11 protein-coding genes are annotated in these 14811 nt (G+C 51.4%); 6 read left to right on the forward strand and 5 right to left on the reverse strand.

Going from position 1 to position 14811, the window contains the following annotated elements; genetic code table 11:
- Positions 1–84: 84 nt before the first annotated feature.
- Together K7P01_RS21600 and K7P01_RS21605 are read right to left on the reverse strand one after the other, a co-directional pair.
- Positions 85–1719, reverse strand: a complete 1635-nt coding sequence (locus tag K7P01_RS21600; RefSeq protein WP_267296663.1) for a sodium/sugar symporter — start codon at positions 1717–1719, stop codon at positions 85–87.
- A 157-nt stretch (positions 1720–1876) separates the two neighbouring features.
- Positions 1877–2749 carry an inositol oxygenase gene (locus tag K7P01_RS21605; protein ID WP_267296664.1) on the reverse strand — a complete coding sequence of 291 codons (873 nt, stop codon included), beginning with the start codon at positions 2747–2749 and terminating at the stop codon, positions 1877–1879.
- Between the two features lie 136 nt (positions 2750–2885).
- Between K7P01_RS21605 and K7P01_RS21610 the strand changes: the two genes are divergently transcribed.
- The 3 genes from K7P01_RS21610 to K7P01_RS21620 all read left to right on the forward strand — a co-directional run bounded on the left by K7P01_RS21610 (position 2886) and on the right by K7P01_RS21620 (position 5190).
- A complete protein-coding gene (locus K7P01_RS21610) occupies positions 2886–3890 on the forward strand; it encodes a LacI family DNA-binding transcriptional regulator (RefSeq protein ID WP_267296665.1) in 1005 nt (334 codons plus the stop codon).
- A gap of 53 nt (positions 3891–3943) precedes the next feature.
- Positions 3944–4624 (forward strand): GNAT family N-acetyltransferase, encoded by a 681-nt coding sequence (locus K7P01_RS21615; RefSeq protein ID WP_267296666.1) that lies wholly within the window; start codon positions 3944–3946, stop codon positions 4622–4624.
- A gap of 128 nt (positions 4625–4752) precedes the next feature.
- The gene (locus tag K7P01_RS21620) at positions 4753–5190 is read left to right on the forward strand and encodes a RidA family protein (RefSeq protein ID WP_267296667.1); all 438 of its coding nucleotides are present in this window, start codon (positions 4753–4755) and stop codon (positions 5188–5190) included.
- 28 nt (positions 5191–5218) lie between these two features.
- Here K7P01_RS21620 and K7P01_RS21625 read toward each other — a convergent pair whose 3' ends face one another.
- The gene (locus K7P01_RS21625) at positions 5219–5824 is read right to left on the reverse strand and encodes a Crp/Fnr family transcriptional regulator (protein WP_267296668.1); all 606 of its coding nucleotides are present in this window, start codon (positions 5822–5824) and stop codon (positions 5219–5221) included.
- Positions 5825–6281: 457 nt separating this feature from the next.
- On the opposite strand from K7P01_RS21625, the gene K7P01_RS21630 reads away from it, so the two are divergent.
- From K7P01_RS21630 to K7P01_RS21640, 3 genes are all read left to right on the forward strand, one after another.
- Positions 6282–7694 (forward strand): hypothetical protein, encoded by a 1413-nt coding sequence (locus K7P01_RS21630; RefSeq protein WP_267296669.1) that lies wholly within the window; start codon positions 6282–6284, stop codon positions 7692–7694.
- Positions 7695–7894: 200 nt separating this feature from the next.
- A complete protein-coding gene (locus K7P01_RS21635; RefSeq protein WP_267296670.1) occupies positions 7895–9082 on the forward strand; it encodes an ankyrin repeat domain-containing protein in 1188 nt (395 codons plus the stop codon).
- A gap of 18 nt (positions 9083–9100) precedes the next feature.
- On the forward strand, positions 9101–10435 hold the full coding sequence (locus K7P01_RS21640; protein ID WP_267296671.1) for an ankyrin repeat domain-containing protein: 1335 nt from the start codon (positions 9101–9103) through the stop codon (positions 10433–10435).
- Between the two features lie 153 nt (positions 10436–10588).
- Here the strand turns inward: K7P01_RS21640 and K7P01_RS21645 are convergent, their stop codons facing one another.
- Positions 10589–12913, reverse strand: a complete 2325-nt coding sequence (locus K7P01_RS21645) for a family 20 glycosylhydrolase (RefSeq protein ID WP_267296672.1) — start codon at positions 12911–12913, stop codon at positions 10589–10591.
- Between the two features lie 27 nt (positions 12914–12940).
- Positions 12941–14800 carry a glycoside hydrolase family 35 protein gene (locus K7P01_RS21650; protein WP_267296673.1) on the reverse strand — a complete coding sequence of 620 codons (1860 nt, stop codon included), beginning with the start codon at positions 14798–14800 and terminating at the stop codon, positions 12941–12943.
- Positions 14801–14811: the final 11 nt, after the last annotated feature.

Genomic DNA, 14811 nt, shown 5'->3' on the forward strand with positions numbered 1-14811 from the left:
GACAATTATACCCTTGACATCAAGAATATCGAGGGAGCTGTCGACTCTTCAGCCTGACGAAAGATCAGCGTTATTGAGGCACTGTTACCAGAATGTAGAATAAAGCCCTGTTAAAATCCCGACAATAACAACAGCTCCTACGATAAATGCGGGTGAAACTTTGAACATGCGGTGATCGATCTCTACCGGTATGCTTTTGTTTTCGTGCTTTGGTGTAAGAAGGCTGATGATGATCATCACCGCTACGATGAAGCAGAAGGTGATCGTCATGCGATCGAGGAAGGGGTAATCGGGGAACGCACCGTGGGTCCACTGTGGCAGGAATTTTAATATCGTAGACACGGGTATGGTGAGTAACGTGCCGGCCAACGCAGCGGCAGCTGTGGTTCTTTTCCAGAACAAGCCCATCAGGAAGATGGCGAGCACGCCGGGGGAGATGAAGCCTACATATTCCTGTATAAATTGATACGCCTGGTCGAGCGAGCGTAGTGACGGGGCGACTATGCCGGCAATGACGAGCGACAGGATGACAGCCCACCTGCCGGTACTGACCACCGTTTTTTCACTGGCGTTCTTATTGAAAAACTTTTTATAGATATCCAGCGAGAAGATGGTGGCGATGCTGTTGGCTTTGCCGGCGAGAGAAGCTACTATCGCGGCCGTAAGCGCGGCAAACGCGACACCTTTGAGGCCTGGTGGCAACAGGTTCATAAGCGTTGGGTAGGCGTGGTCGGGTTTGAGGACGCCGAGCTCGTTGGTCATTTCCTGCTGGAAGAGTCCTTGCTGATGCAGCACATACATGGCGATGCCGGGTAATACGGCGATGACAGGAATGAGGAGCTTGATGAAGGCGGCAAAGAGAATACCGCTGCGCGCTGTTTTGAGGTCGGCGCCGAGTGCGCGTTGAATGATATATTGATTGCATCCCCAATAGGCGAGGTTGTTGATCCACATGCCGCCGATGAGCACGGACAAGCCCGGAAGGTCTTTGTGATAGGGGTGATCTTCTGTGAAGATCATATGAAAGTGTGTCGCCGCCTTTTCGCGCAGCAGGGTGAGTCCGGTGAATACGTTGGCGGCATAGCCTGATTTTTCCGCCAGCAGCGTTAGTGCGAGGTAGGTGGTAACGAGCCCGCCGATGAGCAGCACGGCGACCTGTACGACATCGGTATAGCCGATGACCTTCATGCCGCCGAGTGTAACGACAATTGAGAAGATGATAAGACCGGCGATGCACCAGTTAAAACCGATCGTGGAGATAGATGTAATAGCAATGGCACCCAGGTAGAGAATGGACGTGAGATTCACAAATACATACACGAGTATCCAGAACACCGCCATAATGGTGCTGACCGTGTCGTTATACCGCCGCGCCAGAAACTGCGGCATGGTATAGATCTTATTCTTGAGATAGATCGGAATGAAGAACACAGCCACAATAATCAGCGTGGCGGCAGCCATCCATTCATAGGTAGAGATGGCGAGGCCGAGGGCAAATCCGGAGCCTGACATGCCGATAAAATGCTCTGCGGAAATGTTGGAAGCGATGAGCGATGCGCCGATGGCCCACCAGGTGAGCGACCCTTCTGCCAGGAAGAAATCTTTGGAATCGCCAGTGGCGTTACGGGTTTTACGCTTGTATACGTAGTAGCCATAGGCCGACACGCAGACGAAATAAATTAGAAAGACAATATAGTCCGCTGGGTGTAGCCGGTTCATAGGGTTGGGTAAGGAAACATCAGGCTCAAAGTTTAAAGCTTAATGTGAATAAAAAAAATAAAGATGGCAAATTCCAGCAAGAGGTCGTCAGCGCCTGGAGCTGAAATTTACCATCCCTACGTTTTCTGTTTTAAGCTCTGAGCTTTAAAACGTTGGCTCAAAATTTCAGCGTTGCCGGCAGATATTTGGCAACAAGGTCTTCATAATATGGTTTGAGCTCCTTCCAGTCGGGCGGGTTGGGGTTCTTGGAATACAGGTCGTAAGGGTTAAAGAGGTCCACCCATTTGAACATTTCGCGGTCGTGGTCGTCGAGCAGATGTTCATAGGCGTGTTCGCGATGCTGTGCATAGAAGGAATGGTAACGCAGCATATAGAGGCCGGGTTCGGGAATGTAGTCTTTCATCATCTGGTAGACATATTCATCGTGGCCCCACGACATGTCCACGTTGCGTAAGCCGCAGCCGGGCGTATAGATGCCGTGTTTGGTGTTGTATTGTGGGTTGGTGTGATCGGGGTTGGCCGAGAAGAACTCGGGAAACACGATCTTGTCAGAATGCGCGCAGCCAACCGGGAAGGTATCGCCTACGACAGCCCACTGGGGCTCGCCAAAGAGGCAAAGCACTTTGCCCATGTCGTGCACCAGGCCCACGAGCACAAACCAATCGGGATGCCCATCGCGACGGATGGCTTCTGAGGTTTGTAGCAGGTGCTGGAGCTGGTCCAGGTCGGTATCGGGATCGGAATCATCGACCAACTGGTTGAGAAAGGTAAAGGCGTCCCAGATGGGCATTTCCTTTCTGTTGAACGCGAGGTAGTCCTTTTGCTTTTGCTTGACGAAGTCGTAGGTCTGGTACGTATGGTTGAGCCGGTAGAATTCCTTTACCGTGTCGCGTTGCGGGTTATCGTAGTTGCGATACTCCTCGACGGATTTTTCGTTGGCAATAGCTTCGGGATCCGGATACCGGCGGAGCAGGTCATCTTCCCATTCATCCAGATTTGCGAGGGGATTGATTTCGGCTTGAGGTTTCATGTGTTGCAAAGTTTAATGGAATTGCGTAACCATACTCAACTTGGCAAATAATACCGCCGGGATCAACCATTTGACCGGGCTTATTTACGAAACCGTTTTCGTGGTAAAGCCGAAAAACGCCATATTGTGATTGAATATGGGTGTAACCATTAAGAAAATAGCCGCCGATCTCAACCTGGCCGTGTCTACGGTGTCAAAGGCGCTGCGCGACAGCTATGAGATCAGCCCGGAAACCAAGATGCGTGTTTTTGAATATGCGGCGCGGCTCAACTACGTGCCCAACCTGTATGCGAGCAGCCTGAAGCGGCGCCGCAGCGGCAATATAGCAGTGGTGCTTCCCGAGGTGGCCGATAGTTTTTTCTCCAGCGCGATAGATGGCATCGAAGAAGTAGCGCAATCCCGGGGTTATCACGTCATGGTATACCTCACGCATGAAGATGTGGGGCGTGAGCAATCCATTGTTCACGAGTTTCGCAATGGCAGGGTGGACGGTGTGCTGATGTCTGTAGTCGCCAACGAGGCCACGTATGATCACCTGGTCGAGCTCGGTGGCCGCGATATGCCCCTGGTATTCTTCGACCGGGTGTGTGAAGGGATACATTCTGCCCAGGTGGTTACCGACGATTTTGAGTCGGCGCGCAAAGCCACGCAGCACCTGATAGACCGCGGCAGTAAGCGCCTGGCATTTTTATCACTGGCCGGCGATCTGGCCATTATCCGCCTTCGGCAGGAAGGCTACCAGCAGGCGTTGCGCGACAACGGGTTGGACGAGCAGAAGAACCCTGTGGTATACTGCACACATACCGAGGCTGACAACCTGCCGCTGATCCGGAAGCTGCTGCAGGGTGAGCACCGCCCCGACGGTATCGTGGGATCTGTTGAAAAAGTCGCTACCCAAACGTACACCGTATGCCACGAATTGAATCTATCCATACCGACGCAAGTACGCGTAGTGGGATTCTCACATCTGCAAATCGCAGGCCTGCTCAATCCGTCGCTGACGACCATTACTCAGCCGGCGTTCGAGATGGGCAAGGCCGCCGCTACGCTGCTCTTTCGCGGCCTCGAAGAAAAGGCGGACGTTCGCAGCGAGAAGATCATTATTCCCTCGGTACTGGTTGCTCGCCAGTCGACGGCTTAACGTTCAGGTTAAATTAATAATTACTGATTTATCCTGCCGTAAGCAATACAAGCATGACACACTTACTAGACAATCCAGTTTGGAGCGCACTCCAAACTGGAAATAAAGACATCTCTCTGGGAACCGACAAAGTGAAGTTTTATCGTTTAGATATTTCACTCTTTGCAGGGTTGGCCGAAAACTCAGGTGCTAATTTATTGGAACTTCATAAGCTGACTCCTCGCGGCGACGGTGTATTTGCGGTGGTCTGCGTTGAGAATATTGATATACCCCAGCCATGGACGGTTGTACTTCGCATTCCTGTATTTCAAATGGTTTGTGAGCAGCCCGTATTTCGCTCAGCCATTACCGTACCGGTGATAAATCTTTCGGATGAGCATATTCCGCAAATGCTGGCGCTAACAGATCTTACGAAGCCAGGTCCATTCATCGAACGGACGATTGATTTTGGTCACTATCAAGGTATATTTGATGGCGATCGTTTAGTAGCGATGGCAGGACAACGCATGCACGCGACTCCCTACGCTGAAATAAGTGCCGTCTGTACGCATCCTGACTATGTCGGACGTGGCTATGCGGCGCAGCTCATGCTCAGCCAAATGAAACGTATTACCGATGGCGGCGAAATTCCTTTCCTGCATGTAACAAAAACGAATGAGCGTGCTATCACGCTATACGATTCGCTCGGGTTTGTAAAGCGAAGAGAATTATTGGTTTGTTTGATTCGGAAATAGTATGTTATCTGGCGCGTATACTAAGCCATGGGGCAAAGGATTAAAATAGTTTAATAGTCTTTCTTAAAATAATTGAACTATTAACGGGAGGGGGCGCGCTACCTTTGTTCTATTAAATTCATACAACCATGGAAGTAGAACATGCTGGAAAAATAGACATTTCACAGATAAAAGTAACACCCGATACTTATGCCCCGTTTCGCCTGGCCCAGGGCTACCGTGTGGGCCATCTCCTGTTTATTTCGGGGCAAACGGCCCTCGATGAGGATGGCCAATTGATTGGCATCGGCGATTTTGATATACAAGCACACAAAACTTTTGAAAATTTGCAGAAGGTGCTGATAGCCGGTGGATCCAGTTTGAAGAATGTCGTTAAAGTAACGATACTATTACGGGACATGGCAAACTTTGGAAAGATTGTGACGCTTAGAGAAAAATACTTTACAGCCCCATATCCTGCCGATACAATTCTCGAAGTATCTTCTTTGTTCTCCCCGGATGCGCTTATCGAGATCGAGGCCATCGCTGTTGCGAACCATGCGGCGGAATGGAAAAGTAGTGAATAAAAATAGTGGGAGGCCTGCTTGCCTCCCTTTACTTTTTTAAAAGCTCTTTTCGTATTTGACTGAGAAAGACAGGCGTCATTCCTAAGAACGAAGCGATGTGTTTTTGCGGCAAGCGTTGTTCAATGTCAGGGTACTTTTTTACTAAAGCCTGGTATCGTTCTACTCCCGACAGGCTAATATTGTTCAATATCCGCTCGTCTTGCGCCATGCTCGCATGCTCGTTGAGGATACGCCAGAAGCGCTCCATTTTTGGAACGCGGAGCAACAGTTCCTCCCGCTTTTCTATGTCGATTTGCAGGACCACCGTTTTTTCAAGCGCGATAATGTTGCGGCTGGCGGGTACCTGGCGTATGAAACTATTCAGATCTGATATCCACCAGTCTTCCCGGGCGAAATGTAAAGTATGCTCATCACCGCGGCCATCGACATGAAAGGAACGCAAGAAGCCCTGGCATACATAACTTTCGTATCGGCATATCTCGCCCTGAGTCAACAGGTATTGACGAGGAAGCAGACTCCGAATACTAAATGCGGATTGAACAAAGCGCTGTTCTTCTTCGTTAAGACTGGTCCGGCGTTCAATATGTTGTAGTATAGTTTTAAAGTAGTTGTCCGTGCCGGATTCCTTGATCATGATATTTCCACTTTTTTGCACAATGTAAAAAAATATGGCATGCTTTGTGGTTCCGGAAGACATTTGATTTTGGGTGTGAGCATGATCGTCCACGGGTGACAGGGTAGGGTTGGAATTGTAAATTCCGGAAGCCTGTCATGTGCAGGCTTCCTTTTTTATATGGGTAGTTGTGTGGATAAAACCCCACACCCGTCTTTTTTGATCGTAGTATAAAAATTTTGTTGAGGAGATTCGCGCGATCGAATACAATTATACCTTAACTTTCGTTTAGTATTATGTTGACGGGTTAGTGTGAGTTGTATAAAGTCTTTTGTTTTCTACCAGCACAACGTTAAGGGCGATATACACCGGGGCGAGATCAATACTATCATTTTAATGAGTTTTTTTAACGGGACGTTTTAACTAATCCTGAATGGCTATGCTTTAATCTTTTTTTTACCCTTAAATATCACTGTCTATGAAAAAACAATGCTTGCTTTTGGCAATGCTCCTGGCATTGCTATGTCTCAATCAATCGTGTAATGACGAGCCGGACCACGTCAAGGGGCCTCGGGCTGTCAGCTTTTCCCTCGGGCTGGCGCGAGGCGGAGATGCCCCGGGGCGCATAGCGGCCACGATACCTGACGGCTCGTCTGTCCTGATTACGCTGACCAAACCCGATGGCACGCCGGTGCTGACGCGTGAACGGGTGAGCATCCTGACCCTGGGCAATGGCTATGTTACAGCCCCGTTAAGCCTTGAACCAGGTGATTATACCCTGACCGACTTTTGGATTGTACAAGATTCCTCGGCGGTGTTGTTCCTCACGCCGAAGGCCGGTTCGCCGATGGCGGAGTATGTTTCGCGCCCGCTGCCATTTGACTTCCCGGTAGCGCACAACACTACGACCAACGTGCCGATCGAAGTGGTGCCGACCGGCACACACGCACCGGAAGACTTTGGTTATGCTTCGTTTGCAATTACTGTGGTCGATGTACCACAGGATACGATCGATTTCCGGATCTCCGTCTTTGTCGAAAACGAAAGTGGTGGATTGGAATTAACCCATGCGGAAGCAGTGTTGATCCGGGATTGGGAGAGCTCGTTTGAGCATTATGACCTGTCGGCAGGCATCAACACGTTAAACTTTACACGCAGCGACATGGAGTCGGGGTTCCGGCTGCACATCAACAAGCCCGGGTATATTTCCGCGGCACGTGATATTTCTGCTGCGGCCATTGATGACTATGCAAACGTGCCTCTCACCGTGGTGCTACAGCGTTCAGCCCCCGACAATAGTCCGTCCATCACGTTTGGTGGGTCGACCTGGGCAACTGGGGGTGGATACCACATCGTCTTCGATTTCGAAGAATCCGCGACCCTGTATGTAGACTGGGGGGATGGCTTTATTGAAAAGTTTACCCCGGGCCCGGGCACCTTTGTACAGCGACATCCATACGAAACCGGTAATGAACGGGAGATTACCGTTCGCGGCGATCTGGATAAGATCGTGTCGTTTAACACGGCCTACTCGCTGACATCGTTGAACGTCGCCGCGTTGGTGAACCTGAAACGCTTTTCCGCTGCCAATTCCAGCGTGAACAGCATAGACCTTTCCACCATGCCGAGGCTGGAATCGCTTTGGCTGGCCCTCGGTGGCGGCCCGACCATTTTGCCGGCCGAACACAACATCCGCGAAGTCTTTTTAACCTATTGGGGCGAAGACTATACTGCCTTCGTGAATAACATTTTCACTAACGCCGTCAATAAAAACATCCGCGATGGCGTATTTCAATATGCTTACTACGCCGATGACCAATTGCCGGCAGCAGTAATTGATAAGCTGATAATCCTGCGCGTAGACTACGGCTGGAATGTATCGTATCATTAATCTATTTTCTCCCATGTGTGAGAGCCCGGTGCGTATGCCCGGGCTCTTGTTGTTTTTGGATGATTACGGGTGATCGCCCCGTATACGACAACGCATACACCAAGGGTTAATTATCGACATATTGCCCCACCGGCCGTAAATGGGCTTGATTTTGTCGTGGTTAGCTCCAATATTGCCAGGCCATACAAAAACCCCATCTCATGCTCACAAAAACGCCCCTGCTGGACGCTATCAACAGCGCGAATTTTTCTACCGCCGAGGAGCTCATCCGTAACGGCGAGCGCATTCCCGACGGACTGCAATCGTACAATCTCACGCAACTATACGAAACCCTAATCGCGAAGAAAGGCTTTGCGATATTGAAAGCCCTGGCAGCGGATGGCCAGATTGCTACCGATGTATATGAGCTGGAGAGGTTCGACCACAGTATCTTCCACCCGCTGATCAAGCGCCTGCCACAGGACGAAGAATCACTCACGTTCCTGCGCGAATTTGTTGCCAGCGCGCAAAACATCAACGACGAAGTGGACGGCAAAACACTCCTGGCCTATGCATTCGAGTCGCAGGCGGAACCGGCCGTCATCAAGGCCCTGATCGACGCCGGTTGTCGCACGGACTTTAAGAACAACGCCGAAGACAACCTGATCAGCCAGGTTGTACGTATAAACCTCATGCCCGAGCCAAAACAGCTGGCCTATATTGAAATGCTTATCCAGGAAGGCGTGGATGTAAACGAAACCAATGTCGTGAAGCAGACAGCGTTACACATTGCGGTGGAGCGCGATAAAAGGCACCTGGTGGACATCCTGCTGCAGCATGGAGCGCAGCCAAATGACCAGGATAAAGACGGCAATTCCGCTTACTTTTATGCGCTGGCACATAAGTTCGATCGCGTGGTATACGAAAAACTGTCGGCCAACACGCCTGCGGACTTTTCCTTGCTGAACAAGAACGGCCAGACCCCCCTTTCGGAATTCCTGCGCATGATGCAGGGCGGCGCAAACGACACGGCGTTGCTGGAGCAACTGCTGGCTGACGGCGCAGACCTCGATCATGCTACACCGTACTATAGCACGCCCAAGTCAGGGTGGGACTGGATCATTGAAAAGTCCACCGAAGTAATGCAGATGGCTCTTCTAAAAACCAGGACGGACGTCAATCACCAGGATAATGAAGGCAATACACTGCTACACAAGGTATGTGCCATCAATCCAAATTATGAGCAGAACAAGGCGCGTGAGATCTACAAAAAAGCCAAGATGCTGCTCGACGCCGGTGCCGATCCGACGATTACCAACACGCAAGACAAAAAACCTATTGACCTGGCAACGAACGACAATCTAAAAGCCAAGACAGTAGAAATACTTTTAGCAGCTGAAAAGAAATAATAAAAACCCCATTCATACATGTCTCAATCCTTTATCATTGCCTGTGAAGAAGGCAAACGCAAGATTGCCGAGCTTTTACTGGCCAACAAAGAGGTAGATGTAAAATATACTGACGAAAAGGGGCGTACAGCGTTACACTACGCTGCTCACCGCGGATATCTGGATATCGTCAAGCTGCTGATTGCCTCCGGCGCAGACCTCGACTACGAAGATCACCAGGGCGAGACACCGTTGTTCTTTGCCAGCCTGCAAAAACAGAAACAAACGGCGGTATACTTACTGGAACAAGGCGCGCGCACCGACATCAATGACCTGAATGGCAACAGCCTGCTACACCTGACAGCGCAGACAGGTCAAACCGAAGTAGTCAGGCAATTACTGGAAAGGGGAGTGGCCGTCGACGCTGAGAACAATCAGGCTGAGACACCCCTGCTCATCGCTGCCTCCTGGCGTAACACAGAGATCGTCACGTTGCTGCTCCAGCATGGCGCGAACGTCAACACCACGAATAAACAAGGCGACTCGCCATTATTGTTTGCCGTCCGGTCGAAGCACATGCCGATGGTGGAGCTGTTGCTGACCAACGGCGCCAATATCGATCACATCAACCACGCAGGCGAAAACGCGCTGCTGCTGGCGTGCTACGAAACGAACCGCATGCTGGTGAACTTGTTGGTCTCGAAAGGAGCCAGTCTGTTTGTGTCGTCTAAGAATGGTGTATCACCGATCTGGTATGCATGCGCGAATAATCAAAAAGAAATTGTAGCACTCTTCCTGGACCACGGCCTTGATGTAAATCACAGCCGTCCCATGACCGGCGCGACCACGTCGATGAATACCTATCTTGATTGGGTTGAGACCGCCAACAACCTATCAATACAAAGCAGCTTCACGCTCAACACGACGTACGAATACGGCGGCGAAAGCCTGCTGCACCTGGCGGTGAAAAGCGGCCACATGAGCATGATTAAGCTGTTGCTGGAACGCGGTGCCACGCTCAACATACAAGACGAGTCTGGTAATACAGCGTTGCACTACGCCGCCGCGAACGGTAAGAAGGATGCCGTTAAATACCTGCTCGAACAAGGTGCGGATTCCACGGTGGTAAATGTGAAGGAGCAGAAGGCAATTGATTACTCGAATATTAAAGGGTTTAACGAGATTACAGCGTTATTGCTCCAATACGGCCCAGGCCCTAAACAGACGCAGGCTGCGGCCACGCCGGCTGTTAACAACGGCGCCCCCGCGGTAAATAAAAAGCAGGCATTACTGGATTTGAAAGATTTGTTGGACGCAGGTGTACTTACACAGGCTGAGTTTGATGCTGAGAAGAGTAAGATTTTAAATGGATGAACTGCCGGGCGCAAGGATACGTCTGAAGACTGGCGCCATGGTATGAGCAGTAGGAAAAAACTATGCCCGGCGGAAATAGCGCGAGTGTAAGCGCGAGAGCGGATACGGGTATTTTTTCCCTTCGCTCTCACGCTTTGCTCATGAAGACCGACGTTACGGCTTTTCGGATGCTAATGCCGTTGCCGGTATGGCTTGTTTTGTGATGCCTGGGCCTTCGTATAATAACGTCAGGCTCTTACCGCCACCGCCGTCGAAGTACCGTAGGGTAATGGGATGCCAGCCTTTATCAAGCGCAACCTGGCCACCGATCTCCCGGTCGCCATGTTCGCCGTCATTGTTCACCACCAGGCGATCGCCTATTTTCAATACACTGCCATCATCAGAGGAAAGATAGAAGGTATAGATGCCTTTTTCGGCTACGTTGATATATCCTGTAAAGGCCAATCCAAATCCATCTGTCGCCGTCGCGATGTCGGGTATGAGGACAGAAGGTACTCGCACCGTTGTCTTCAGATCGGTCGGCACAAACTTCTCCACCGAGCGATAGGAGCGATGGCTGGGGTAATACGCACACGCTAAGCCGGGCTTTGTATTCGCGGGCGAAACGCCTGTCAGGTAAGTTTGCTTTTCATACCGGATGGTATACGCGTTGCCCGCACGTCCGTGTGCGCCATAGCTAACCATCTTCAGGGTGGCTGTGGTGTCGAGTGTAAAGGCATTGTTGTATAGAGCAGCGGTACTATCGGGCAGCGTTCCGTCGGTAGTATAACGCAAGGCAGTGATGCCGTTCGGGATGGTCAACGCAATGTGTGCCGTGTCGGTAAAGACAACGTGCTGCGGCAGGTCCGGGATGTCGGGCAGGCGGTAGTGCACGCCAAGGGCATCCAGACGTCCGTAGTGTATGCCCATGCGCTCCTGGAAGCTGTCCCAATCCTTTTGCCGGCTCCAGGCTACTTCCGCCAGGGCTACCATGCGTGGCATAGTCATGAAATCGAGGCGGTCCTCCGTCGGGATATATTCCGTCCAGATGTTGGCCTGAATACCTTTGAGCCTTTTCTCAGATTCAGGTGTCAGGCCTTCCGGTACGGGGTTGAAGAAGTAGGTGTGCTTCAACGAAGTTTGGTCGGGCTGGTAATCGAAGTAACAGTGCGAGGTGGGACTCATGATGAGTTCATGGCCTTTGGTAACTGCCTTCGCCGGCGCATCCTTTACCCAGCCACGCCAGTACATCACGGTCAATGCCGTATCGGCGTTGCTGTCCAACACTTCGTCCCATCCAATCGCTTTTTTACCAAGCTTCTCCACAATCTGGCGGGCGCGGTTGACAAAATAACCGTGCAGGTCGCGGGCACTCTTCATGCCTTCGCGTTTCATCATACCGGCGCAGGTGCCCGAGGTGATCCACGTGGCTTCGTCCACTTCGTCGGCGCCAATGTGCAGATAAGGCCCCGGGAAAAGGCCTGCTACTTCGCTCAACACCTCTTCGATAAATTTATAGGTAGTCTCTTCGCACGGGCACAAGGGCGTTGTAAAGAGTTTGCCCCAGCTGCTTTCGTCTGTGCACGTCAGGGTAGGTACCGCCTGGATCGCAGCCAGCATGTGGCCCGGCATATCAATCTCGGGTACGATCGTAATCATGCGCTGTTGTGCGTAGGCAATGATGTCGCGGACTTCCTCCTGGGTATAAAATCCACCGTACTGTCGCTGGCCTTCCGACGTGCGGAAGAACTTCTCGGGCAACGCATAGGAGGGATCGGTTTCCGCCTTCTCCAGGCAGACAGAGTCCTGGTTGTTCAATGTACGCCATGCACCTGCTTGCGTGAGCCGCGGATAGCGCTTAATCTCGAGGCGCCAGCCCTGATCATCGGTCAGGTGCCAATGCAGGGTATTGAACTTATACAGCGCCATGCGGTCGATGAACGTCCGGATAAAGTCGGGGGAGAAGAAGTGACGCGACACATCCAGGTGCATGCCGCGCCACGCGTAGCGCGGTGCATCCTGCAGCGTAACGGCCGGCACTGTCCACCGGCTGGTCTGGTGGTTTTTGGTTTCAACGGCAGCGGGCAGCAGCTGCCGTAAGCTTTGTACGGCGTAAAAGAGCCCTGCGGCGTCCGACGCTTCCAGGTTGATAACATCCGGGCTTACCGTGACACTATAGCTTTCGGCCGGCTGACCTTGAATCAGGCGCAAGTGGATGGCGTGACCGGTGGTAAAGGTGTCGACCTTCTTTATGGGAATTTCAAACGACGAAGGGCCATGCAGCAGCTCGCTCAGGTAACGTGCTACACCCGCAACGTTGCCGGTGTCGGTCGCCAGTTGAATAACAGTTTGTGCATTGATCTCAAAATAGCCATTGCCGGTCTGTAGTTGGGCCGGCTCGGGTATAATCGCGACGGGACCCGGTAGGGCTACCTTTTCGCGTGGAGTGCACTGCGCCAGCAAAACGACGCAGGCTATTAGAAACAATTGTATTCTCATGTTCACGTTAAGACAGGGTGGATGATGTTACTCCGCGGGGATTGATTCCAGGATCGGTGCCTCGACGGTCTTGAGCACCGTATGCTCTGTGTCGTGCTGTTGCTCAAAAATAACAAATTCGTTTTTGCCTTTTTGGAGCCAGCATCCCGGGATGTATAGCGTTTGCTGCGGTCCGACTTTCCAATAGCGACCGGCATGGTGTCCATTGACAAAGACAATGCCTTTGCCCCAGCCCTGCATGTCGAGGAAAACGTCACCCGGCTGGTTCGTCTCCAACGTGCCGCGGTAGATGGCAGGCAGCCCCGCCGTAGGCTTCGCAGGCACGTTGTCGGTTACCGGTGCGTGCAGGAAGGGGAGTGAGTACATTTTCCAGTCGCCGGTAATCTCGTAGTCGTTGATGCGTACGGGCGCCACGATGCCTTTAGCGCTTTCTGTGATCCTGGCGCCGTAGTTCACGCGACCCATATTTTCTACAAGCAGGTCCAGCCGGCCGTTGAATGGAATGTCGACGTTGAGTGTATAGACATTGGCCTGACGGTTCAGTTCGCCCACCTTGCGTCCGTTGACATATACCAGTGCATAGTCGCGAAGACCTTCCACACGCAAGGTGCCCTGAATGGGCTGATTAAACTTCTTACTATAAAGCACGTAGCCACTACCTTGATTCAAATCCTCAAACGACAACGGTGCATGGCTGGTGACTGGTTTAATGCTGTTCTTCCATTCAAAGAAGCTCACGGCTTTTGATAACGCGATGTCCTGTGCTTTGAGCACGGGCATACGCGCTGGAATTTCGGGTACCGGGTAGGACACGTACTTCTTCATCATGTCCCGTAACGCCATATACTTCGGCGTAGCCCATCCTGCCTCGCTGATGGGGGCGTCATAATCGTAACTGGTAATGTCGGGTTGGATGTCGTGCTCGTCGTTGTAGTTCGCGCCGGATGTAAAACCAAAATTGGTCCCGCCGTGCACCATGTAAAGATTGAAGTGCACCTGGTTTTGCAGATACTTCTCCGTTTGCTGCGCGATTGACTCCGTGCCGATACGCACGAACGGTTCTCCCCAATGGTCGAGCCAACCGGGATAAAATTCAGCTACCATGTACGGTCCCTGGTTCTGATGATATTGGTTAACAGCCTTCTTTAAGTTCTCAATACTGCCCTCGCCATTGGCCGTTGGCAATACGCCCGGCAAGCTGCCGCCTTCAAATAACCAGGTGCCATCCGAAGTAAAGAAGGGAACGTTAAATCCGGCCTGCTGCAGGTATTGATAAATAGTTTGGTTATACGCACGATGTTCTGCGAGGGCAATATCCTTGCGTTGCGACACATATGAGCCAAACTCATTTTCAACCTGCACCATGATGATCGGGCCACCCTGCGTGATCTGAAGTGATTTCACCTGGCCGGCAAGCTTGTTGATATACTGCCGGCAGGAGTCGAGAAAAGCTTTGTTATTAGTACGAATGACGAGGTCTTTGTTTTTCACCAACCACCACGGGTAGCCACCAAACTCCCATTCGGCACAGGCATACGGTCCGGGACGCAAAATTACAAAGAGTCCTTCCTGTTGTGCGAGCTTAATGAACTCCGTCAGGTTTCGATTCTCAGATTGGAAGTCCCATACGCCGGGTGCGGTGTTGTGATAGTTCCAGAAGACGTATGTGGCAATGGTGTTGAGGCCCATCGCTTTTACCATGCGCAGGCGGTGCAGCCAATATTCTTTCGGAATGCGGGCATAGTGTATTTCTCCTGAGTGAATTTGTACACTCTTGCCGTTATACAAGAATTTGCCGTCGTTAATCTCAAAAGAAGTTGTCTTGCGTTGGGCGTACGTTGTTACCACCAGCACCAACGCTACCAAACAACAAAAAAAGCGTGTCATGAAAAATGTTC

The organism is Parachryseolinea silvisoli (genome assembly GCF_021190955.1).
Lineage (GTDB): Bacteria > Bacteroidota > Bacteroidia > Cytophagales > Cyclobacteriaceae > Ohtaekwangia > Ohtaekwangia silvisoli.